This is a genomic window from Microcystis sp. M20BS1 (assembly GCF_020245305.1).
Lineage (GTDB): Bacteria > Cyanobacteriota > Cyanobacteriia > Cyanobacteriales > Microcystaceae > Microcystis > Microcystis ichthyoblabe_A.
Genome location: NZ_JADBUZ010000135.1, coordinates 16,939 through 39,611, shown reverse-complemented (window position 1 = coordinate 39,611; position 22,673 = coordinate 16,939). Strand labels below are relative to the sequence as shown.

Genomic DNA, 22,673 nt, shown 5'->3' with positions numbered 1-22,673 from the left:
CGTTAATTATCAGTTATCATTGATCAGTTACCAGTTACGGCATTTCTCATAAAAATGAAGTATAACCTAGAGGATAACTGCTGTAAATTGAAATATACAAAAAAGGGCGATCAATTGATCGCCCTTTTCTCCTACTAAATAACAAAAATTAGCGTAAGATATACACCAGTAAAAACAGGATAATCCAGACCACATCGACGAAATGCCAGTATAATTCTGCCGCTTCCACACCAAAGTGAGATTGACTAGAATAGTGGTCTTTTTGACGAGAACGCCAGAGGACAGATAGAATCAGCACTAAACCGAAGGTAACGTGGAGACCGTGGAATCCGGTTAAGGCATAAAAAGCGCTGGTGAAAACATTAGTTGTCAGACCGAATTCAGCGTGATAATATTCGTATCCTTGACCACAAAGGAAGATAATTCCCATCAGGGCAGTAATACCGAACCACAATTGTAAACCGGCATTATTGTTTTGTTTAATCGCCTTTTGTCCTATGTGCATAACAAAACTACTGGACACCAGAATAATCGTGTTAATTGTCGGTAGGGTTAATTCTAATTCGGGCGTGCCGGCGGGGGGCCAAACGGGTAACATGGTACGGTAGAACAAGAAAGCGGCAAATAAGCCTAAAAAGATGGAACTTTCCGCCACTAGAAACAAAACCACACCGAATAAGCGATGATCCGGGTGGCCATGATGTCCGTGTTCCACTGTTTCCTGATGATAATTGACAGAGAGTTGAGAATCTTCGAGCGTTGAACCTTGCATGATTGAATGTCCTTAGTTTACACAGGAGACGGGGAGCTTTTTGTCAGTGGGAAGTGGGAAGTGGGAAGCTTTTTTTCAGTGATCAGTAAACAGTAAACAGTAAACAGTAAACAGTGAACTGAAAACTCACATCTGATAACTGATAACTGAAAACTCACATCTGATAACTGATAACTGATAACTGATAACTGATTATTGGGATTCAGCACCCACTTCAGCGAGGAGATCTTGTACTGATTCCGCTGCTTCCGATTCTTCCATATCAATACCGTAATCGTAGGGGCCAGACCAAAGAATCGGCATTTCCTCAAAATTCTCGATAATTGGGGGGGAGGAGGTTTGCCATTCTAGGGTTAAAGCGCGCCAAGGATTACGACCAGCCGGTTGACCTTTAAAGGCACTCCAGACCATATTAATAGCGAAGGGAATACTCGATATACCGAGAATATAAGCTCCTGCGGTACTAAGAACATTTAAATCCTGAAACTGCACATCATACAGGGCAATACGACGGTTCATACCCAATAATCCCAATTCGTGCATCGGCATGAAAGTTAAATTCAAACCGATAAAACTGAGAACAAAGTGGATACGACCGAGAGTCTCGTTATACATCCGTCCGGTCATTTTCGGGAACCAATGGTAAACGGCAGCAAACAGGGCCATTGCCGTACCACCAAATAGTACATAATGGAAGTGACCGACGACAAAATAGGTATCGTGGACGTGGATATCGAAGGGAACAGAAGCCAACATAATCCCAGTCAAACCACCGATGAGGAAGGAAGACAGGAAACCGATCCCAAATAATAAAGACGTATTGAGACTAAGTTTACCCCCCCAAAGAGTGGCACACCAACTAAAGATTTTAATGCCGGTGGGAACGGCGATTAACATAGTTGCCGCCATGAAAAACATCCGTAACCAGCCGGGGGTGCCGCTGGTGAACATATGGTGGGCCCAGACGATTAAACCCAAGAAACAGATGGTGAGACTGGAATAGGCGATCGCTCGATAACCAAAAATCGGTTTACGCGCATGAACCGGTAATATCTCCGATATAGTGCCGAAAAAGGGCAAAATCATGATATAAACAGCAGGATGGGAGTAAAACCAGAACATATGCTGATAAACCACCGGATCGCCGCCGCCAGCAGGGTTAAAAAAGCTCGTGCCGGCGATTAAATCAAAGGACAAGAGAACGAGAGCAGAAGCGAGAACGGGAGTGGAAAGCAGTACCAGAGTCGAGGTGGCCAGCATTGCCCAACAAAATAGCGGCATACTGTACAAATCCATCTCAGGAATCCGCATTTTCAGGATCGTGGTGATGAAATTAATCGAGCCTAAAATCGAAGAAGTCCCGATCAATAAAAGGCTCAAAATCCACAATTCTTCCCCCCATTTGCCGCTAATTAAGCTCAAAGGTGGGTAGGAAGTCCAACCGGACTGGGGTGCGCCGACAAAGAAACTGGATAATAATAGCAGCCCGCCGGGGGGATTAAGCCAGAAAGCCACAGCGTTAAGACGAGGAAAAGCCATATCTTCGGCCCCAATCATCAGGGGAATGAGATAATTGGCAAAACCTGCCCCAACTGGAACGATCCAAAGAAAGATCATGATCGTTCCGTGCATGGTCATGAATTGGTTATATAGTTCTGGGGAGACAAAATCGGGGTCGGGAGTGGCTAATTCTGTCCGCAGCACTTCCGCGAAAGCACCGCCAATAAAGAAGAAAAGAAAGGCAGTCACCAGATATTGAATCCCGATGACTTTATGATCGGTGCAGAAAGTAAAGTAATCGGTCCACTTGCGGTGATGGATCACCTCGGGAACGGTTGCTGGGGTGGTTATTTCCGTTGATGCTGTCATAAGGCCAAGATTTTAGATGACAAGAAAAATTACATTTGCTGCTGATGGGCAACTTGGGCGAGGATTTCACCGTTTATGCCCATTTCTTCGGTGTAGGGGGTCAAATATTGACTATCAGAGCGATCTTTAGCGGTCATAGCTACAGTTCGATCGCTGTCAACTTCGGCGATTGTGTTATCCTGCACCCATTGGTCGTAATCGGCTTGGGAGTGAACCACAAAGCTAGATTTCATGCCGCCGTGATAGGCCCCGCAAAGTTCCGCACAAATGATCGGATATTGACCAATTTGGTTGGATGTGAACGATAACACCGTTTCCTGTCCGGGGATAACGTCCTGTTTTAGACGCAATTGGGGAACCCAGAAAGCATGGATCACATCCCCTGCTTCCATATTCAGTTGCACGGGACGATTGACGGGAGCGTGCAGTTCTCCGGAAACAATGCCGGTTTCGGGATAGGTGAAGATCCAAGCGTATTGAATACCTTTAACATTGACCACTAGGGGGGGAACTCCTTCACCATCGTAGGAATTGCCGATACCTAGGGCTACTCTGCGATCGCCGCCCATGGCCATCATCGTGCCGTGGTGATGACCGTGGTGGGCGATTTCTCCTTTGCCACCCTTGGAAATCAAGGGATCGAGACCGCCGATATTGTTATAAATCTCGAAGCTATAGACGGCAAGGATAAAAACGATTACCGTCGGGATGGCTGTCCAGAAGATTTCTAGGGGGACATTGCCCTCCACTGCCGGCCCGTCGGTTTGATCCCCCGGTTTACGGCGAAAGCGAATCACTATATAGATAATCACGCCTTCAACTATTAAAAATAGTCCCGTGGCGATGGTCATCATCAGATTAAAGATATTATCTATCTCCTGAGCATCTTCAGAAGCGGCCACAGGCATTAAGCCATGATTTTGGCCATACCAGAGACTAATTAAGGTTAAGGTGATCCCGAGTACGAGCGTCAGGATACTGCTGGGAATTTTCACGGTCTTTTCAATATTTTTAATAGTGGCTACTTATTCAAGGCTAAAACATGATTCCCCTATAGATGGGAAATTTAACCAGCATCTTCTGAGAATTTTATCTTTTCTTTGGGATCGTTTTCGGGGAAAGTATTTAAAATAACTAATTTTTATGTTTTATTCTGAGTTTATGTAAACAAATGTAACGGAAATGGCCAGAAATCTAAAGAATATCTAAAAGGTTTTACCAGTCGTAAAAAAACTCATTCACAGTGATAACTGACTGGCAAACCAAGCCAGGATCTTTGATGACAGACTCCTTGAGAACAGGCAAACCGATGACCGAATCTGTTTTTAACCCGACACCCCTAAGAGAAACCGGCCATATTCAGGTGTGGATGCGCCGCTTAGTTTGGAAAATTGCGATCGCTACTTTCGCCCTCATGGTGGTGGGCGCTGCCACCAGAGTTATGAACGCCGGTTTAGCTTGTCCCGATTGGCCCCTCTGTTACGGTCAATGGATTCCCAGTCAGCAGATGAATCTACAGGTATTTCTGGAGTGGTTTCATCGTCTCGATGCCTCTTTGATCGGGTTTAGTACGATCGCTCTCGTCGGTCTGTCTTGGTGGTATCGTCGCCATCTTCCCCCTTGGCTGTGGCCATCTGCGATCGCCGCCTTGGCTTTAATTCTGCTGCAAGGAGTCCTGGGAGGATTAACCGTCACCCAATTACTGCGATTTGACATCGTAACCGCCCATTTAGCCACAGCTTTGCTCTTTTTTGCCACCCTAATCGTCATTGCTATCGGTCTGACTCCCTACCGTGGCACAGGTACGGTCGGAAAACTAACCGGGATGGGAATGGTCGCCACCAGTCTAGTTTATCTGCAATGTCTCCTCGGCGGTCTCGTCGGTTCCCGTTGGGCAGCCCATCAGTGTTTAACGGTTTCCCAACTCTGCACGGTGATGAATAGCCACATTATCGGGGTTTTTCCCGCCACTATCTCGGTGTTAACCCTAGTTTTCTTCGCTTGGCGAGCTGCCGCTATCCATCCTCTCCTCAAAAAACTAGCTTTTAGCGCCGGGGGATTAGTCGCCCTACAGGTGTTTTTAGGCGTTGCCACCCTGAAACTACATCTCCAGGTGGAACCCTTAACCATTACCCACCACAGCATCGGTGCGCTATTGGTGGGAACCCTCGTCGCTTTTACCACTTTTGCCCTTCGCGATCGTTCTTTCGCGTCTATAAGCCATCTCTAAGGATTTAATCACGATGACTGGAACTCAAGCCCTTCGCCACCACGATAATTTTTTACAAGTCGCTAAAAGTTATTATCAACTCACTAAACCGCGAATTATTCCTCTACTGCTGATTACCACGGCCGCTGCCATGGAAATCGCCTCTAAAGGTCAGGTTTCCCCCCTCTTACTCTTTCTTACTCTCCTCGGTGGCACTCTCGCCGCCGCCGCCGCTCAAACCTTAAACTGCATCTATGATCGCGACATCGATCACACCATGCTTCGTACTCGCGCCCGTCCGATCCCCTCCGGTCGCGTACAACCCCTCCACGCCCTCATTTTTGCCCTGGTTTTAGCCTCCCTTTCCCTAGCACTTTTTGTCTTTTTTGTCAATACTTTGAGCGGATTTTTAGCAATGACCGGTATCGCATTTTATATGCTGATTTATACCCATCTGCTCAAGCGTCATAGTATCCAAAATATTGTTATCGGTGGCGCGGCTGGCTCGATTCCTCCCCTCGTCGGTTGGGCGGCAGTAACGGGCGATCTCGGTTGGATTCCCTGGATTTTATTCGCCATTATTTTTCTTTGGACTCCTCCCCATTTTTGGGCTTTAGCTTTAATGATCAAGGATGATTATGCAGAAGTGGATATCCCGATGATGCCCGTAGTTAAAGGGGAAGAAGCCACTAGCGAACAGATTTGGCTCTATACTTTAATCGTCGTTCCTTTCACTTTCCTCCTGATTTATCCCTTGGCTGCCTGTGGTGTGGTTTATGGTCTAGCGGCTTTGGTTTTAGGGTTTGTTTTCCTGAAAAAAGCTTGGCAATTAAAACAGAATCCTTTTGATCGAGACATGGCTCGATCGCTGTTTAAATATTCCATTCTTTACATGATGTTATTATGTACAGCTATGGTGATCGATAGTTTACCCATGACCTCTCGTCTCCTCGCTACAATTGCCAGTTTATTCCCCTGTAGTTAATCTCAGTTATCAGTTATCAGTTATCAGTTATCAGATGTGAGTTTTCAGTTCACTGATTACTGTTTACTGAAAAACCCCATCTCCCCAATTCATAATTCATAATTCGCCCCGACTACTGATTGCGACTGAGGGAGTTAATTCGCTCGATTAGTTGGGCTAAGATTTCTTGTAATTGTCGATCTTGATGTTGGGAAAGGTTGATTTTATCACAGCTATAAATAACGGTGGTGTGATCTTTGCCGCCAAATTCTTCGCCAATGCGCGGTAAACTTAAATCCGTGTGTTGACGCATCAAATACATCCCAATCTGTCGAGCAAAACTAATTTCTCGTCGGCGGGAATTTCCCTTTAGATCAGCGATCGAGAGTTGAAATTTTTCCGCTACTACCGCCATAATAATCTCAGGAGAAGTGGCAATTTTGGCCATTGGTGGATTTAAAACTGGCGCGATATTTTTTACCGTCATCGGCAATCCGGAGATAGAAATATAAGTAGTAGCCCGGATTAATGCCCCCTCTAATTCGCGAATATTAGAAGTATAATTAACGGCAATATATTCGATAACTTCTCTTGGGAGACGCAGATTTTCGTACTCGGCCTTTTTTTGTAAAATTGCCATACGAGTCTCGATATCTGGTGCTTGGATATCGGCCACTAATCCCATAGAAAAGCGAGAAATTAAACGATCCTGTAAACTGGGAATCTGTTTGGGGAGGCGATCGGAGGCTAAAACTACCTGTTTTCCCGCTTCGTGCAGGGTATTAAAGGTATGAAAAAATTCTTCTTGAGTGTATTCTTTTCCTTCAATAAATTGCAGATCATCCACTAATAATATGTCAGCATGACGATAATGATTACGAAAACTTTCCATACTATCTTGACGGATAGCGGTGATTAAATCATTCGTGAATTGTTCCGTCGATACATAAAAAACCTTGGATTGGGGATATAATTCCAGACGATAATGACCGATGGCCTGCATTAAATGAGTTTTACCTAATCCCACACCACCACAGAGAAAAAGCGGGTTAAATTCGCGTCCGGGTAATTCCGCCACCGCTAAAGCGGCCGCGTGGGCCATGCGGTTAGTTGGACCGACAACAAAACGGGAAAAATTATATTTAGGGTTAAGTTGATTACTGGGCGGTAATTCTGATTCTAAGCTACTGTTAGGCTGGAAAATAGCGATCAAATCGCCCTGTTGTGCCGTTAGTTGAATCTCGACGGGATAACCGACGATATCCTCCACTACTTCGGCAATTGTTGACAGATAATTTTTCTGAAGATGGTTAAGAATAAAGGGATTGGCAGCCTGAATTACTAAGCGATCGTTTTGCCATTCTTTAACCGTTGCCGTTTGAAACCAAGTCTCAAAAGCGGGACGGGTTAATAGTAATTTTAGACGCTCTAGGAGATTATGCCAAAGTTGTTGGGTGCTGCTATCCACGGTTAATTTTGATTAACAAAGTTGCTCTAGTGCTGCTGCGGGGAAACCTTATCAGTTTAGCGAGATTTTGCCGTTGACGATAAAATGATTTTCAGAGCGAAACAATTAATCCTTATACAGATGACACAAGTTTTAACAATCACCCAATTAGGAAACCCAATTCTACAGCAAAAAGCACCGGAGATCGATAATCTTCTCGATTCTGACTGTCAAAATTTGATCGATTCCCTGATTACCACGGTGCAAGCTGCCCACGGGGTGGGAATCGCCGCGCCCCAAGTTGCTCGGTCTCTGCGTCTGTTTATCGTTGCTTCTGGTCCCAATCCTCGTTATCCCGACGCTCCGATCATGTCACCCACTGCCATGATTAATCCGCGTATTTTGCAGGTGAGCGAGGAAATGGTCAAGGGTTGGGAAGGTTGTCTCAGTGTCCCCAATTGGCGCGGTTTTGTCCCCCGTCATCAGTGGATTGAGGTGTCCTATTCTGGTCGCAATGGTCGGGAAATCCGTCAAGTTTTCAGGGATTTTGTCGCACGCATCTTTCAACACGAATACGATCATCTGGAGGGAATCCTCTTTCTTGATCGCCTTGCTTCTCCGGCGGATTTATACTCGGAGGAAGAATACCAAAAAATCAGTAATATTGCTGAATATAAGCGTTAACGGGAGAATTAGTTTGAGCATTTGTACTAAAATTTCCAATACGCAGTTTAAATTCAATACAGCTTAGGCGGGGGGATATGATAGTTTTTAGCACCCAACTACACTACTTAGCTAAAAAAACTGATAACTGATAACCCGGGAGAAAATATAATTGTAGCTACCTACCCATTCCAGATTAATTCCTATGGCAGAAGAAACCACCACCCCAGCAACTCCGGCAGCAGAAGCAGCAAAACCGGCTCAACCTGCGGCTGCTAAAAAACCCAAGGAGCCTACCGTTGAGGAAAAACCCTTTGCTGAATTTATCGAGCAGCATTTTCAGCCCGCATTGGCTGCCGCCTTGCAAAAGCTGGGTATAACTGATATAAAGCTGTCCTTTAAACAGGATAAAATTCCCGTGCAGGGCTTTTCTAGCTCTCCCTGTTGGCAGTTAACTGGCAATTGGCTCGGGGGAATGCGTCAATTTAGCATTTATTTTTTAGAAGAAGACATCAATGGCAAAAAAGCTTTTTCTCAAGCTGAGGGCGGTGCTAAACCTAGTACACTTGAATCATTTATGATCGATGAAAGGAAAGTTAGTCTTGATTTACTGTTGTTTTACACCCTGCAACGGCTTAACGGTCAAAAGTGGTTGACAAGAAACTAAAATTGCTGGGGATTAGCGATCGAGAAGGGGGGTAAAATGAGCATAGACGACCACTGCTTATCGATCGCTAATAGTAATTATGCGTGTATTTGTACTACTTTTTAACGCAGGCACAGAAAACGAAGGTATCCACACCATTCAAATGGGAGCTATCAATAAGGTGTTGATGTTTGAATCGGAAGATGATGCCACCCGTTATGCGCTGTTGTTAGAGGCCCAGGATTTTCCGACTCCCACGGTAGAGAAAATTGATTCGGAGGAAGTGGCAGAATTTTGTCGCAGCGCTGGCTATCAAGCGGAAATGATTGAAGCGGGTATGTTGGTAATTCCCCCCGAAAGCAATGCCGAGGAGTTGGATTGGCAAAAAGAGGAAGTCCCCCCCGCCGAGGAGGAGTTTTCCGAGATTCCCGATGCGGAGTTAGACAGCATCCGTCGTCGTCTAGAAGGACTTTTGTAATAAACCTCTTGTAAAAATCGAAAATTGTCCTGCTTGGTTAGGAGACAGGAGACAGTAGCCAGTAGTCAGGAGTTCAGAGTCAGAAGACAGGACAATAAATCAATATTGTTCCCTGTTCACTGATAACTGTTCCCTGTTCACTGATAACTGTTTACTGAATATGACAACCGTGGGGGAATTGGGCGAAAATTTGGTGGCGGATTGGTTGCAATTACAGCAATGGCATATCCTCCAGCGTCGTTGGCGTAGTGGCGGCGGTGAAATCGATTTAATCGTCTTATCTAAATCTCAGGCGATTCTCGCTTTTGTCGAGGTGAAAACCCGCAGCGCCGGCAATTGGGATTTAGGGGGCAAATTAGCAATCGATGACCGTAAACAGGGGAGAATTTACGAAGCTGCTCAGATATTTCTCTCCTTTTATCCCCAATGGTCCGATTTAACCTGTCGTTTCGATGTGGCTTTAGTTAGTTGTCAAAAAAGTTCTCTATTAGCTTTACCTGAGTTTTCCCTTGATTATCCCTGTCAGCGACAGGCAGGTTATCAATTGCAGTTACAGGAATATCTCGTGGCGGTTTTCTAAAAACACAATAGGCCCGCCTAGGGAGGCGGGCTTTATCTTGTACAAACGATATGGACTCCTAAAAAATTAACGGACTCAACATAATAGAGGTTTACGGAAACCACAACAGTCTATCTGTCAACTATCAAGATTTCTCAGTTTACCGACTCAGGTGCTGATTACGGCTCACCCCATCTGTCCTATATCGAGCAACAGAGGCGAAACCATACTTTACTTTACAAACCTTGAGAATCTGCGTCCGATTTAGCTGTTGCGTTGAGCTAGAGCAGGTGGCACAGGCTCTAGGTCTTTTTGCCTGAAAGGAAGTTGAGTCGCTTCCCTTGTGCCTTTATGTTTTTAATATAACACCTTTGTCGGGACTCGATCGAGCTTGTGATTAAAGTTTACATTTATTGATTTTTAGCAAAAATTGCCGTTACAAAACTATGGGAAGTGGGGTGTGGGGTATGGGGTGTGGGGTGTGGGGTGTGGGGTGTGGGGAGAATAAATAAAATAATCTCCTATCTCCTATCTCCTATCTCCTATCTCCTGACTCCTATCTCCTGACTCCTGATTAGGGACTGAATCTCCTCTCTGTAGGCAAAAGGAGCGCGACTGAGAGCCTCTTGAAAGAGGGGTTGAGCCTCTTGATTTTTGCCCTGTTCTTTTAGTACGATCGCCGTCGCTAAAATCGGTCGGAAATCGTTAACATCCATCTGTTGAGCTTGTTTATAGGTGTTTAAAGCTTCCGGATAATTTTGCTGCTCGAAATAGATTTTGCCTAAAAGTAACTGAACGGAAACGATATCGATTAAACTAGCGGGATTATTGGGATCGGCAGCGGCTTTTAAAGCACGATCAATCGTGTCTTTGACTAGACTAATCGCCTCGGTATGGCGGTTTTGGCTGAGAAACAAATTAGTTAATCCAGTTAAGGCCCGTAGATTTTGGGGATGGGAGGCCAAAAGACTGCGATAACTGGCTGTGGCTCCTGCATAGTCCTCTATTTGCTGTTTTGCTTCCGCTAAAAGTAGTAGATAATCGGATTGTTGGGGGTTAAGTTGCGCTAATTTTTCTAAAGGTTCGATCGCTTGCTTTAAATCGCCCTGCTGTAGGCGAATATCTAATAATCCCCGCAAAGCCGTCTGATTATCGAGTTCACGCTCTAAAACCATCTGATAACCCAGTGCTTGACTGGCTAATTCCTCTTGTTTCACTGCGGACAGATGACTCTGGCCCGAGGAGTGCTGACTCTGGAGAATAGAAGTCAATAGCGGCATGATTGAGAAAGACAGCAAGGCAAATAACATCAGGATGAGACCGATGGACAGCCAACGACGGTTAGAGAGAGAGGCTTTCATAGACTGGGGTGGGAGGGGACAGACAGGAAAATGTTATGGAAATCTGGAGATTTGATGAGGGGATCGATCGAATTCGCCGCTCTTTATTGAGTACAATGGGCAGACAGTCAAGACTCAAAAGGGTTTTGATAAGGTTGACAGTCAGAAGATCATGGTTCTTAATATACTAGATGCCAGTAGAGTCGCCCTAGAGGGTTATTGCAACCCCCCAGGTCGCGCTTTTGACTTGCTTGATTACTAATTTACTATGTGTCTCCGCCGCTAGGAGTGTGATATGAATCGTCCTGGGAATCGGTTTACCGAATCACCGAAAACCCCCCCGACTCCTGAAGTGGAATTTCAGGAAGTCCCCCTTGAGTCCCCCCATACTGAGGCTGACTCAGCCGTAGAGTCAGCCACCCCCGAAGAAGTCAAACGTCAACAACCGATCCCCCCTCCCAGTCATCTGCGGCAGTATCGGGCGATCGGTCTCGTCTATGGCCATTATCAGCGATCGGAGGAACAATTAACTAAAGGCAATATTTTAACTGCCGATGGTACTCTGATCGATTCTGTGATTCTCGGTCGGGTGATCAGTTTGGTTAAAAATCATCTCGATCTGGAAAAACCCCATCTTTGGGTAGTTTATCCCCGCACCCGTCAGGAAAATGATGCCCTTCATGTTCAGATTGTCGGTGTTTGGGAACCAGAAACCCTGAAAAAAGAGGATGATCAGGAGATAGAGCCTCTACCCGCTTCTACCCCGGGTTATTTTTCGATTCGAGGCGAAGTCATCTTTACTGAACGGGAAAATCAAGCGGTAGTGGTCAAAATCCGACAGATGCCCAAAACTGAAGCGGACAAACCCAAGTTTTTTAAACTAAAATTGCGCGGCACTTTACCAGGTAAACCGATCGGTCGTTTTTGGGATTTTCAGGTACAACTGAAAGGAGATGCCTTAATCATTTTGGAAGGTTTAGACCTCGGTTTTGCCAGTAAGAAAAAACCGATGGGTAAGGGAGGTTTTAAAAAGCCTTTTGATAAAAATCGTCATCCCTCGGCCGATAGATATTCTCGACCGGAAGGGGAAGGAGAAAAGCGACCTTTTGCCCCCGGACAATCCCCTATCCCTCGGCCTTCCCGATCCAAACCCCTATCGGAAAACTAATTTTTTCTAAGGATGGGTGCAGAACCCATCCCTAGGTTTAAGGTTTTTTTTCAGGAGTTATTTGCTCGTTAGTATCTGGGAATACGAGCGCGAATTCTATAACTATAACCTGTTCCCAAAATCTCGGTGATAAAAACCGCCAACTGAGTGCCTAAAATCGCTTCATCGGCAGAACTAAAAGATTTATAATCTTCTATTAACCACTCTTGACCACCATTAACTAAAGTACATCTAAATGTACCAAGAGATTCGGCAATTTCTGTATATTCTGTATAGTTTCTCGTTCTTACTTCGCCCCTACTATCTGCCCTCAAACATAATTGATTAAGTTCTGCATAAAATTTGGCAGGAATTTTGTCTAAATCACCCCCTTTAGTCGCCCAACGCACAAAAAGATGGAAAGACCAAGGAAGATTGAGATAAACTAGATAACATAAAACCAGAATAGTTGTTAAATATAAGGAGGAAGTCAAGAATTTATTATATTTCCTTTTTCGGGATTGATTTAAACGGTTAGCTAAATCTAGCTTTGATTTTCTCATTTTAATTAGTAAAAAATAAGATGTATAAAAAAATCCTGCGTTTTGCTCCGATTATCCTGTCCTTGAGTTTGTTTATTCTAGCGGTCTGGGCAATTAGTCAAGAATTTAAACACTACACTTTTGCCCAACTCTTGGCTAGTTTGGATCATATTACCACAAGTCGTAAGCTAGAAGCTGTTTTTTGGATGGCTTTGGGTTATTTGTCGATGACGGGTTATGATCGCCTAGGTTTTTATTATATCAATCATCCCTTAGCTTTAGGCACTATTATCCGTACTGCTTTTATCAGTTATGCCCTTGGTAATACCATTGGTTTAACCTTATTTTCTGGGACCGCGATCCGTTATCGTTTCTATACTCCTGCGGGGGTGGGGGTGGTGGATATTGCCAAAGTCATCACTTTTACCCATTTAAGCTTTTGGTTAGGAATGTTAGGGATTGGTGGTGTAAGTTTCCTCGTTGATCCCCAACGGATTCCTCAACTTTTAAAATTACCTTTTTTAACTACTAAACCTTTAGGAGTAATTTTTTTATTGCTAGTTACGGGCTATTTTTTCTTGACTCTCACTTATAAAAAACCGATAAAAATCGGCAAAGAAAATATCTATTTACCCTCTTGGACTCTTTCCTTGGCTTTGATTTTGTTGACTTTTATTGATTGGATATTAGCCGCTAGAGTTCTATATCTTCTACTCCCAGACAACCATAATACTTCGTTTTTAGGATTTTTCGGTCTCTACGTATTTGCCATGACAGCAGGGGTATTAAGCAATGTGCCGGGGGGAATAGGTGTTTTTGAGTTTATCATGCTGAGATTACGCCCCGAATATGTATCTAATGCCGAGCTTTTCGGTTCTTTAATCGCCTATCGAGCTATTTATTATTTCCTGCCTTTAATTGTCGCTTTTGTCTGGTTATTGGGTTACGAAGCTCGCAGAAAATAAGGCCTGCAAATTAGCTTAAACGGACAAAAAAAGTCCCCATGCCGTCATAGCTGGGGAGCATCAATCTAGTAGGCTAAAGTTTCTAAAGTTTCGCGTAGATAGGAACAAATGCGAGCATCAGCATCGTCTCTATTTTTACCTGATTCTAGTTGTTCTTGCTGCCAACGCCGAAAACCGGAACTGGCGGCGATGGCTTGTTTTAAATGCTCCCAAGTGTGATGATCTTTGTGAAGTGGGGTGTCGGAAAATGTGGTGGAGTTGCCCATCTTTACCTCTGGTGGTAGGGTTGCACCTTTTAACATAACTTAAAAATGGCTGGAAATTCTGATAACTGGGACACAATTAGCCAGAAAAAGGTGTTGCCTAGCGGGAAAGCTGCGGGGATGACAACACCTTTTTTGAGGAAATCTAGCGGATTTTTAGGAGATTTTGCTGGTTTCTGCCGCTTCTTCCACTTCCACTGCCGCGTTTAAAGCTGCGGGGGGAATGGGGATAGGAAATACCGCCGGCAGGTTAGCGGTGGTATCTTCAGGAGGCTGCGCAGAGTGAAAACGACGGTAGCTTAAAACACCAGCTAGGGTGATTGCTCCTGTAGCGGCGGCAACCCCTAAAATAAGTTTGTTAGGATCCACATGGAAGGTGGTATTGCTGCCAAAAATGCTTTTACCTTTAGCGAAAGCACAAGCGGAAGCGCTGCCGGCATCAAGAGTACCTAAAACAATACCACTGACGAGGGTGGCACTAACGGCGATGGAGGTGAAAAAAGTTTTCTTCATAATTGCCTTGAGGATAGGTTGTCAATAGCGATTATCCTTGCATTATAGATATCTAAATCACAATTGTCTATTTTATTTCTTTTGGTGACATTGAAATAATTTTGTTTAAGAATCATGAATTATCAATATCGTGTCGGGGGTAGTCTTGCTTATAACCATCCTACCTATATCGAGAGAAATGCCGATCAAGAACTGTTAACGGCGTTGAAAAATGGTCAATTTTGCTACGTTTTTAACTGTCGTCAGATGGGCAAATCCAGTTTAAGGGTACGAGTAACTCATATTTTACAGCAATTGGGCAGGGATTGCGCGTCCGTAGATATAACCAGTATTGGTAGCAATGATAATTTATCCCAATGGTATAACGGCGTGATCACCCGTTTGTTTTTAGGATTTAATCTGACGGGAAAAATTAATCTTAAATCCTGGTTGCGCGAGCGAGAGGATTTACCCCCCGTGCAGCGTTTGGGACAATTTATTGAGGAAGTTTTATTAGTTTATTGTCGGGGAGAGAAAATATATATTTTTATTGACGAGATTGATAAAATTCTCAGTTTACAGTTTTCTCTAGATGACTTTTTTTCCCTGATTCGTTATTGTTATAACCAAAGAGCGGAAAATTCCCAGTATGAAAGAATTACTTTTGCTTTATTCGGTGTGGCTACCCCAGCAGATTTAATTCGCGAAAAGACGCAAACATCTTTTAATATCGGCCAAGCGATCGAATTAACGGGATTTAATCTTGCAGAAATTGCTCCTCTAGCTGCGGGATTATCCGGTCAAAGTAATTATCAACCCGACTGCTTAGAAAAAATTATTTTTTGGACGGGAGGACAGCCATTTTTAACCCAGAAAATCTGTCAGCTATTGCTGGAAAGTAATTTAGATATTGAGACGCTGATCAAAGAAAGAATTATTAATAATTGGGAATCTCAAGATGAACCAGTGCATCTGCGAACTATTGCCGATCGCTTGTTAAGAAATCAAGACAAAGCGGGTCGTTTGTTAGGCATCTATCAACAAATTTTAGAAAAGGGGGCAATCCTCTGCGATGATAGTCCAGAACAAGGGGAATTAAGGTTATCGGGGTTAGTGGTAAAAAAGGATAATAAATTAGTAGTTTATAATCCTATTTATCGAGAAATATTTAATCTCAATTGGGTAGAAAAACAATTAGAGCAATTGCGTCCCTACTCAGAAGCGATCGCCGCATGGCAACGGTCTAATTATACGGATGAATCGCGGCTTTTACGCGGAAAAGCTTTAAATAATGCCCTCGATTGGTCTCAGGGAAAAAGCTTAAGTAATCTTGATTATCAGTTTTTAACTGCTAGTCAAAATCTCGATAAAAGAGAGGCAGAAATTAGTCTAGAAACTCAGAGACAAGCTAATAAAATTCTAGCAATTGCTCACCAAAAAGCTACGAAAAGAATTAAAATTGGCTCAGTAATTTTAATTGCTTCTCTTTTGGGTTCTCTCTTAGCTTTTATTCAGGTAAAACAAGCATGGCAGCAAGTAGAAACCGCTCAATTAGGTATTCAACTACAGCGCAAGGGTGATAGTGATTGGCAACAATTTAAATTTGAACAATTAGAATCTTTAATTGCGGCGATGCAAGCAGTCAATAGTTTAAAAAATATCGTTACTGATGGGCAAACCTTGAGTAAATATCCCGCTACCAGTCCAATTATTACCCTGCAACAAATTTTAGATCGTATTCAAGAAAAAAACCAACTGCAAGGACACCGGGGAACTATTTATAGTGTTAGTATTAGTCCTGAGCGTCAAAAAATTGCCACTGCTTCTCAAGATGGAACGGTAAAAATTTGGAATCAAAAAGGTGAGAATATTCAAACTTTGACAGGTCATCAGGGAGCAGTTTATAGTGTTAGTTTTAGTCCCGATGGTCAAAAAATCGCCACCGCTTCCGAAGATAAAACCGCCAAAATTTGGAACTTGCAAGGGCAAAATTTAGTCACCTATCCTGACCATCAAGAATCAGTTTATAGTGTTAGTTTTAGTCCCGATGGTCAAAAAATTGTCACCACTTCCAGGGATAAAACCGCTAGATTATGGAATTTATCAGGTGAAACTTTACAGGTATTTAAGGGACATAAAAGATCGATAGATGCAGCTAGTTTTAGTCCCGATGGTCAAAAAATTGCCACCGCTTCCCGGGATGGTACGATTAAAATCTGGGATTTATCAGGTAAAATTATCTTGAGTTTAGGTCAAGAAAATATTGAGGCTTTTTATAGTGTTAATTTTAGTCCCGACGGTCAAAAAATTGCCGGAGCAGCGGCCGATAAAACTGCTAAAATCTGGGATTTACAGGGAAATTTAATAGCTACTTTCCGGGGACATCAAGATTTTGTCAACAGTGTTAATTTTAGTCCTGATGGAGAGTTTATAATTACTGCATCTAGTGACGGTAGTGCTAAAATTTGGGGAATGCAAGGGGAAGAAATAACTACTCTCAGAGGACATCAAGAATCAGTTTTTACTGCTGTATTTAGTCAAGATGGAAAACAGGTGGTAACTGGATCGAGTGATGAAACGGCTAAAATTTGGCAGCTGAACAATTTAAATAAAACTAGGGTCGATAATACCAGCGTTAGCATTAATTCCCAGGGCAATATTATCGCTATTGCTAACAAAGATGGTCAAATTACTTTACTCGATTCCCAGGGAAAAAAAATTAGAGAATTTGCCACAAAAATGCGCTCAATCTATAGTATAGCTTTTCATCCCGATAGTAATCAGATAGCGATTACAGGAAGAAATGGAAAAGTACAAATCTGGAGCCAAAAAGGAACAATGCTTCAAGAATTTACTGCTAGTCAAGTACCGATTTATAGTCTTGCTTTTAATGGAGAGGGAACAGCAATAATCACGGGAACAAGCGAGGGAAAAGTTCAATACTGGCATTTAGGTAATTATCGGCCTCAATTAATTAATTCTTGGACAGCCGATGATAATATTATCTATGATTTGGTGTTTTCTCCCGATCATCAAAAAATTGCTACCGCTACTCGGGGAAAGATTAAAATTTGGGATTTACAGGGCAATCTTTTAAAGGAGATTAAAACCGATTCTTTTCCCGTTTATGGAGTTAGTTTTAGTCCCGATGGTGAAAAAATCGCCGCTATTTCAAGGGATGGTACAGCTAGACGCTGGGACAGGGACGGAAATTTGCGCTCGGAGTTTAAAATAGAAGAAGATATCGTCTATGGGATCACTTTTAGTCCTGATGGTCAAGAGATTGTGATTATTGCTAGGGATGGTCAAAAGCATCGCTGGCCCTTAGAAACAGAATATAATTATCTACAAAAATTGCTCGATCGAGGTTGTCTTTGGTTAGAAGATTATCTCAGGACTCGTCCCGAAAAACGAGAAAATCTATCCCTGTGTACCGGGAAAATAAAACCATTCACATTTTAAACTTGGTTTGACTGGGTGGGGGGTGAAGGTTAAATTAATTAGTTAATTTCTTGATCTCTTCGGTTTGTCTTATGCAACGGACAGGGTTATAAGGGATGAAACCCTTATAGAAACAGACATTACTGCGATTTTTGTCAATTGTTTGCGATCTGGAGCGAACTAATCAATTAAATCTCTTGCCAGATCAGGATTTAGTCGATTTATGTCTCCATATAGAATCATACCAAGTAACGAAGAACCCAACATTTTTGGTTTTAACGCTAGAATTTTATCTAATGACCTTTTGTCAACGAGAGAGTCTAGGTATAATCATTGTCTTTGTGTCTTTGCTACTCTAAAAATTTCTTGAGCTGTTGCTGAACCGACAAAACGCCAGTGCCAAGGTTCATAACTAACACCTTGAAAATTGTTTTTCGGAAATGATAGTTCAAAGCCATATTGAGCAGCCTGAACTTCTAGCCAGCGATAGGCTTCAGTAGAGTCGAATGTCAATTTGAGGACAGTATTAGGACTTTTACCGTCACCAACATCGAGAGCATAGCCTGTATGATGTTCGCTGAAACCTGGAGGCGCACTCAGTTTAGAGGCTGCTTTCTTGCTTCCTTGGCGTTGAATTTGTCGCTCAAACAGCTTTTTTTGATCGGCAACTGAGCGAAAGCCAGAAACAGGAATGATCTCAATTCCCTCTTGTTGAGCGGCTAATTGCATCTGTTTAAACATCTCTGCCGCTTCTCGATTTAGATATGCTTTACGTTCGTAGAAAATACCAATTTCCACTAAATCATTAGCATTTTCTTCGTATTTTATATGAAAAGGAATTTCAGTTTGGTTAGGGGGTGAAAGTACAGTGTGATTGGGAGGTGGCGAAGATAGTGAATAGATATCATCAGCACCAGTAACCATCTGTTTGGGCGAAGGAACTGGCAAAGCTTTGGATGTATTTGCCAAAGGATAAGGTCGCTGTAAGGGAGGCGTTAGAGTATTTTTAGGGATAGGAGCAGGAGAAATTAGAGAAGTAGAAGAAACTGAAGGCGAGGTAGAAACTATCGCAGTGGTTGGCAGTTCAGCAGGCTGTTTAAACCCTAAATAAATCGATACACCCATTACAACAATTATAGGAATAATAAAATATCGAAAAGCTGAAATAAAAGATTTCATATTAGTTGTAGTAGATGAAAAATTACACTAGAGCTAGTCAGAGCTAATTAATTGAGCAGCAATCCAGCCTGTCGTACCAGACTGAGGATGATAGACTTTATACCACTGATAACCCCCTCTATCATAGCTACTGCCCAAAATTTGTAGGCGATCGCCTGTACGAACAGTTCCTACCACCCCATAAGCAGTTCCAGCACCAGAACGCATATTTTTAGTTCCTGGAGTACCGCTCACTGTAGCATTGGTTCCTCTGGACGAAGCTTTTGGTGGAGGTTGAGATGGAGGTTGGATTTGCGGTTGACTTGGATAAGTAGTTTGACCATCAACAGCAAGTAAATTACCAGCAATCCATCCATCTGCTCCCGATTGGGGAAAATAAATATGATACCAAGTGAAGTTATCGCTATTTCTAGCAGATTCGATAACTTGAACGCGATCACCTGGATAGGCAATATGTCTTGGTGCATATTCTAAACCAGGCCCCCTGCGAATATTTTTCTTTCCTGGTTGTCCTACAATTGTGGCATTAGTATTATTGCTGGTGCTAGGTTGTTGTCGAGGAGGAGGAAATGAAGTTGGAGAAGGTGGCGAAATAGGAGGAATTGAAGGGGCAAAAGTTGTAGGAACTGGAGTAGGCTGAGTTAAATTTGGTGTTACATCTGGTGTTGGATATGATGTTTGTGTCGATTGTGGCGGCAAAGTAGAAAAGCTCGGTAGATATTTGCTTAATGCTAAACCAGCTAAGACAAATATGCCAAGGATAATGCTGCTAGTGATTATCGGTTTGTGCAAATCTTTTAATCCTGAATTAGCGTCTTTAGTTGGAGGCTCAGGAATAGGTGTATTGTCGTCTGGAGAGATTGGGGAATCAGGTATTTCTTTAGAGATTGTCTCTGGAGTATCTTGTGATTTGAGGGGTGAAGTTATTAAAGTTGTTGGAATTATCGGCGTTGGCGAAATCAGTATAATCTTATCATTTTGTTTGATTTCTACATCTCCAAAGGTTAAGCTATCTCTCAATGTTTCTTCTGTCCTTTCTAAGACAACTTTACAAGGAGGTTTTTCTGGCAAGCCTAAAAGCATCTGTGCGGCTTCACGAAAGTCGCCTATAGTTTGATTGGGTGAAACCCCAATGGTTCGCTCTGTATTTCCACTTTGAAAAATTACCTGAATTTCAGTCATTGTTTTAATTTATATGTTATTAACTTGTCTTTTTGTCATCATTGTTGAGCAGATTTGTTTTGTTTTTAGAATCGAGATCTAGGTTAGTTTGACTAGATGTCAATCTCACCTGTTCTTCAAATTGTAGAATTCCTCTTTCTTTGTCTTTTTTCGGTTGCATTAATTCCAGAATACTTTCAACTTTTTCTAGAGAAGGATTAAGAATTTCTACCTCCAAATGTTCTATTTGTTCGTCTAAAGATTTTAGTTCATCTGGATCTGCTAGATCTGCATCCGCGATAATTTTTAACCGGCGCTCATAAAGTTTGTTAAGTTCATCAGATTTAGCTTGCTCCCTTCTTGATGACATTTCAAGTAGCTTCTGACGCTGCTTGTTCCTGGCTTCAAGTTGTTCCTTAGCTTCATTAATTTTAGCTATTTCTAATTCTTGCTGAGTTTTAAACAAATGTTCTTCTTGCTTAGTACGAGTACGGGTAAGATGACGTATGTTAATATCTAGACCATGTTGCTCAACAACGCTTTCTTTTGCCCACTGGTTAATGTATCGTTCCATAGTAGATAAGTGTTGAATATCTCTATACATGAGAAGTTCGCTATCAACAGTTACTAATTTAGCATTAATACTTTTTTCAATAGATTTTTTAATATCATCTAGTCCAAAAATCTCATTTTCTATGGCGTTAACTCTTTGATTAATTCCTTCAATTTCTTCTCTATTATCTTCTAGATCCCCCATACCAATTAATTTTGAATGTTGCTTTTTCAAAGCATCAAGTTCTTCTCGCAACTGTAACTGCGACTTCTGCCTAGACTGAAATCTAGATTGAAAGGTGTACCAACTTCCTTGTTCAACACTTATAATTTTGAAATCTCCTTGAAATTTAACAGTATCTCCACCAGTCAAGGAAGGTACTTGACATTCAAAAAAGCCTATCATCCCCATCAATCTTTGTAGATAATCAACGATTTCTGTTTCTTCTGGAATAGGAACTATACTGCCAACTATTGCACCAAAACGCTCTTCTAAAGCTTTTTTGACTGCATTTTTTAGTTCTTGCTCAACCGATTTCTCACCGGGAGCAGGTTCATAGAAACGCATATAAAATCGCTCTGGATCAACAGTACGCAAAATCTCTCGAGTTGTACTATTAACTGTTTCTCGCATTAATTCTTTGATTTGATTAACTGTTTGATTGAGATCGTCCTTAATTTTAGTAAAACTCTCAAATTTTGCTGTTACCGTAGTAGTTAATTTTATTTTTATTCCAGATTGATTAGTTGAAAATTCTGCTTTCTCATTCTTTATTTCTATTTTTTCTTTGAGATAAGTATGCTCCATTTGGGGAAGAGAAACAATATGCTTAATCGCATAACCAATTGCATCCGCTTCAGATAGCATTTCTTTTTTAATTTCTTCAGATTCTTTTTCAAAACTTTCCAAAATATCCGAATAATTTTTCTCAAGCAACGCAGTTTTAACAATTTTCTCTAGTTTGCTCTTAGCCCAAGCTTGTAAATTAGGAGATTGGGCTGATATATAGCGCCTGACATCTTTAGGGAGCATCTGAAGCGTATTTTCAACAGATACTGGCTTGCTATATTTTTGAACGGTACAATTAATCGCATGGTGAATTTCTACTAGCTCTTTGGGAAGTGCACCTAAAGCAACTTTCTTGCTGTCGAGGTATAGATATCCTACCTTCCAACCTTTCTCATTTAGAATCTCATCTAAATGAGAAACTAATCCATTTCTTACCGTATCCTTTAATTCATAGTAGAATTGGCTGATCGTCGTACTTTTAAGCAAATATTTATTAATTTCTTGTTTAGTCAATTTGATCAGTGATATTTCCCAACCATCGCCTAAATTAGCTTTTGCCTTCAATCGATTGGCAACAATGAGTTTAGTTTTAAACTGAAGTTCTAGTTCTTCATCCCAATCGGAAACGCGAACAAATATTTCTTGTCCAAATTCATCAAGTTGTTGTTCATCTTGATCGAGAAACAGTCTGAAATCAATCTTTAAGCCGACTTCTTCTTGAGCAGTTCTCTTTAAATCATTCTGTAGCTGGTTGACTGTGTTCGGATAATCATCGATAAATTCAGCGGCTCGATCATCAGTAAGTTTAGCGATCCATGCTTGAATTTTCCTGTCAAGTTCACTTCCAGGAGAATGATCACCACAGAGAGATTGAGCAACTTTCTCCTCATTACCAGCAGGGCAACTAGCACGATAAGCTGCACAAATACCAAGTTTTCGATTTTGAGCAAAATCTGTTATCTCAACAAGTATTTTTTGGCATTCAGCAATATTTGTAGCATCATTATTGTTAGCTACTAAATAATAGATTATGTTTTTTCCACTAAACAAGGGTATTTTGGTGATGATTGTCTTTGCCGTTTTATCAACAATTACAATTTTTTTTCTGGAGTCTTTGATCTTAGCTTGGCTGGATGCCTCAGCTTTATCGATTTCCTTAATAACTTTATCTAGGATATGTGACTGGTTCATTGT

General features: G+C 42.1%; 20 protein-coding genes. 9 read left to right on the top strand and 11 right to left on the bottom strand.

Annotated features, from left to right (window positions below):
* Positions 1–148: 148 nt before the first annotated feature.
* The 3 genes from IM507_RS13915 to IM507_RS13905 all read right to left on the bottom strand — a co-directional run bounded on the left by IM507_RS13915 (position 149) and on the right by IM507_RS13905 (position 3,636).
* The gene (locus IM507_RS13915; RefSeq protein WP_002738397.1) at positions 149–772 is read right to left on the bottom strand and encodes a cytochrome c oxidase subunit 3; all 624 of its coding nucleotides are present in this window, start codon (positions 770–772) and stop codon (positions 149–151) included.
* A gap of 192 nt (positions 773–964) precedes the next feature.
* Entirely contained in the window at positions 965–2,641 is a 1,677-nt protein-coding gene (ctaD, locus tag IM507_RS13910) for a cytochrome c oxidase subunit I (RefSeq protein WP_002738565.1), read from the bottom strand.
* Positions 2,642–2,670: 29 nt separating this feature from the next.
* Positions 2,671–3,636 carry a cytochrome c oxidase subunit II gene (locus IM507_RS13905; protein WP_002778178.1) on the bottom strand — a complete coding sequence of 322 codons (966 nt, stop codon included), beginning with the start codon at positions 3,634–3,636 and terminating at the stop codon, positions 2,671–2,673.
* Between the two features lie 314 nt (positions 3,637–3,950).
* Here IM507_RS13905 and IM507_RS13900 point away from each other — a divergent pair, with 314 nt between their 5' ends.
* Complete coding sequence (locus IM507_RS13900) at positions 3,951–4,871, top strand: COX15/CtaA family protein (protein ID WP_002739311.1); 921 nt, start codon at positions 3,951–3,953, stop codon at positions 4,869–4,871.
* A 13-nt stretch (positions 4,872–4,884) separates the two neighbouring features.
* Positions 4,885–5,835: a heme o synthase gene (locus IM507_RS13895; protein ID WP_002738594.1), complete on the top strand. Its 951-nt coding sequence runs from the start codon at positions 4,885–4,887 to the stop codon at positions 5,833–5,835.
* A gap of 112 nt (positions 5,836–5,947) precedes the next feature.
* Here IM507_RS13895 and dnaA read toward each other — a convergent pair whose 3' ends face one another.
* Positions 5,948–7,282, bottom strand: a complete 1,335-nt coding sequence (dnaA, locus tag IM507_RS13890; RefSeq protein ID WP_002738765.1) for a chromosomal replication initiator protein DnaA — start codon at positions 7,280–7,282, stop codon at positions 5,948–5,950.
* Positions 7,283–7,366: 84 nt separating this feature from the next.
* Between dnaA and def the strand changes: the two genes are divergently transcribed.
* From def to IM507_RS13870, 4 genes are all read left to right on the top strand, one after another.
* A complete protein-coding gene (gene def / locus IM507_RS13885) occupies positions 7,367–7,945 on the top strand; it encodes a peptide deformylase (RefSeq protein ID WP_002778184.1) in 579 nt (192 codons plus the stop codon).
* Between the two features lie 184 nt (positions 7,946–8,129).
* Positions 8,130–8,591, top strand: coding sequence for a DUF2996 domain-containing protein (locus tag IM507_RS13880; RefSeq protein WP_002739064.1), 462 nt, complete (start codon positions 8,130–8,132; stop codon positions 8,589–8,591).
* 79 nt (positions 8,592–8,670) lie between these two features.
* On the top strand, positions 8,671–9,048 hold the full coding sequence (locus tag IM507_RS13875; RefSeq protein ID WP_002755488.1) for a DUF3110 domain-containing protein: 378 nt from the start codon (positions 8,671–8,673) through the stop codon (positions 9,046–9,048).
* Between the two features lie 160 nt (positions 9,049–9,208).
* Complete coding sequence (locus tag IM507_RS13870; RefSeq protein ID WP_002739402.1) at positions 9,209–9,628, top strand: YraN family protein; 420 nt, start codon at positions 9,209–9,211, stop codon at positions 9,626–9,628.
* A 521-nt stretch (positions 9,629–10,149) separates the two neighbouring features.
* Here the strand turns inward: IM507_RS13870 and IM507_RS13865 are convergent.
* On the bottom strand, positions 10,150–10,968 hold the full coding sequence (locus IM507_RS13865; protein WP_002778188.1) for a tetratricopeptide repeat protein: 819 nt from the start codon (positions 10,966–10,968) through the stop codon (positions 10,150–10,152).
* Positions 10,969–11,242: 274 nt separating this feature from the next.
* Here IM507_RS13865 and IM507_RS13860 point away from each other — a divergent pair, with 274 nt between their 5' ends.
* Complete coding sequence (locus IM507_RS13860) at positions 11,243–12,115, top strand: hypothetical protein (RefSeq protein WP_069474322.1); 873 nt, start codon at positions 11,243–11,245, stop codon at positions 12,113–12,115.
* A gap of 68 nt (positions 12,116–12,183) precedes the next feature.
* On the opposite strand, the gene IM507_RS13855 is transcribed toward IM507_RS13860, so the two are convergent.
* Positions 12,184–12,657, bottom strand: coding sequence for a hypothetical protein (locus IM507_RS13855; protein WP_002744871.1), 474 nt, complete (start codon positions 12,655–12,657; stop codon positions 12,184–12,186).
* A gap of 20 nt (positions 12,658–12,677) precedes the next feature.
* On the opposite strand from IM507_RS13855, the gene IM507_RS13850 reads away from it, so the two are divergent.
* The gene (locus IM507_RS13850) at positions 12,678–13,601 is read left to right on the top strand and encodes a lysylphosphatidylglycerol synthase domain-containing protein (RefSeq protein ID WP_002739398.1); all 924 of its coding nucleotides are present in this window, start codon (positions 12,678–12,680) and stop codon (positions 13,599–13,601) included.
* A gap of 65 nt (positions 13,602–13,666) precedes the next feature.
* Here IM507_RS13850 and IM507_RS13845 read toward each other — a convergent pair whose 3' ends face one another.
* On the bottom strand, positions 13,667–13,903 hold the full coding sequence (locus IM507_RS13845) for a hypothetical protein (protein ID WP_002738997.1): 237 nt from the start codon (positions 13,901–13,903) through the stop codon (positions 13,667–13,669).
* A gap of 117 nt (positions 13,904–14,020) precedes the next feature.
* A complete protein-coding gene (locus IM507_RS13840) occupies positions 14,021–14,377 on the bottom strand; it encodes a hypothetical protein (protein WP_002738767.1) in 357 nt (118 codons plus the stop codon).
* Between the two features lie 114 nt (positions 14,378–14,491).
* On the opposite strand from IM507_RS13840, the gene IM507_RS13835 reads away from it, so the two are divergent.
* Complete coding sequence (locus IM507_RS13835; protein WP_123230972.1) at positions 14,492–17,818, top strand: AAA-like domain-containing protein; 3,327 nt, start codon at positions 14,492–14,494, stop codon at positions 17,816–17,818.
* Between the two features lie 309 nt (positions 17,819–18,127).
* On the opposite strand, the gene IM507_RS13830 is transcribed toward IM507_RS13835, so the two are convergent.
* From IM507_RS13830 to IM507_RS13820, 3 genes are read right to left on the bottom strand one after another with little or no spacing between them, the layout of a single operon-like run.
* The gene (locus tag IM507_RS13830) at positions 18,128–18,976 is read right to left on the bottom strand and encodes a M15 family metallopeptidase (RefSeq protein WP_123230970.1); all 849 of its coding nucleotides are present in this window, start codon (positions 18,974–18,976) and stop codon (positions 18,128–18,130) included.
* 33 nt (positions 18,977–19,009) lie between these two features.
* On the bottom strand, positions 19,010–20,158 hold the full coding sequence (locus IM507_RS13825; RefSeq protein ID WP_123230969.1) for an SH3 domain-containing protein: 1,149 nt from the start codon (positions 20,156–20,158) through the stop codon (positions 19,010–19,012).
* Between the two features lie 19 nt (positions 20,159–20,177).
* The gene (locus IM507_RS13820) at positions 20,178–22,670 is read right to left on the bottom strand and encodes a coiled-coil domain-containing protein (protein WP_123230968.1); all 2,493 of its coding nucleotides are present in this window, start codon (positions 22,668–22,670) and stop codon (positions 20,178–20,180) included.
* Between the last annotated feature and the right edge of the window lie 3 nt (positions 22,671–22,673).

Coding starts and splice junctions, on each gene's coding strand:
- IM507_RS13915 (WP_002738397.1), bottom strand. CDS start 772: ATGCAAGGTTCAACGCTCGAAGATTCTCAACTCTCTGTCAATTATCAT.
- IM507_RS13855 (WP_002744871.1), bottom strand. CDS start 12,657: ATGAGAAAATCAAAGCTAGATTTAGCTAACCGTTTAAATCAATCCCGA.
- IM507_RS13880 (WP_002739064.1), top strand. CDS start 8,130: ATGGCAGAAGAAACCACCACCCCAGCAACTCCGGCAGCAGAAGCAGCA.
- IM507_RS13875 (WP_002755488.1), top strand. CDS start 8,671: ATGCGTGTATTTGTACTACTTTTTAACGCAGGCACAGAAAACGAAGGT.
- IM507_RS13870 (WP_002739402.1), top strand. CDS start 9,209: ATGACAACCGTGGGGGAATTGGGCGAAAATTTGGTGGCGGATTGGTTG.
- IM507_RS13900 (WP_002739311.1), top strand. CDS start 3,951: ATGACCGAATCTGTTTTTAACCCGACACCCCTAAGAGAAACCGGCCAT.
- def (WP_002778184.1), top strand. CDS start 7,367: ATGATTTTCAGAGCGAAACAATTAATCCTTATACAGATGACACAAGTT.
- IM507_RS13860 (WP_069474322.1), top strand. CDS start 11,243: ATGAATCGTCCTGGGAATCGGTTTACCGAATCACCGAAAACCCCCCCG.
- ctaD (WP_002738565.1), bottom strand. CDS start 2,641: ATGACAGCATCAACGGAAATAACCACCCCAGCAACCGTTCCCGAGGTG.
- IM507_RS13820 (WP_123230968.1), bottom strand. CDS start 22,670: ATGAACCAGTCACATATCCTAGATAAAGTTATTAAGGAAATCGATAAA.
- IM507_RS13850 (WP_002739398.1), top strand. CDS start 12,678: ATGTATAAAAAAATCCTGCGTTTTGCTCCGATTATCCTGTCCTTGAGT.
- IM507_RS13840 (WP_002738767.1), bottom strand. CDS start 14,377: ATGAAGAAAACTTTTTTCACCTCCATCGCCGTTAGTGCCACCCTCGTC.
- IM507_RS13865 (WP_002778188.1), bottom strand. CDS start 10,968: ATGAAAGCCTCTCTCTCTAACCGTCGTTGGCTGTCCATCGGTCTCATC.
- IM507_RS13895 (WP_002738594.1), top strand. CDS start 4,885: ATGACTGGAACTCAAGCCCTTCGCCACCACGATAATTTTTTACAAGTC.
- IM507_RS13830 (WP_123230970.1), bottom strand. CDS start 18,976: ATGAAATCTTTTATTTCAGCTTTTCGATATTTTATTATTCCTATAATT.
- IM507_RS13835 (WP_123230972.1), top strand. CDS start 14,492: ATGAATTATCAATATCGTGTCGGGGGTAGTCTTGCTTATAACCATCCT.
- IM507_RS13825 (WP_123230969.1), bottom strand. CDS start 20,158: ATGACTGAAATTCAGGTAATTTTTCAAAGTGGAAATACAGAGCGAACC.
- IM507_RS13845 (WP_002738997.1), bottom strand. CDS start 13,903: ATGTTAAAAGGTGCAACCCTACCACCAGAGGTAAAGATGGGCAACTCC.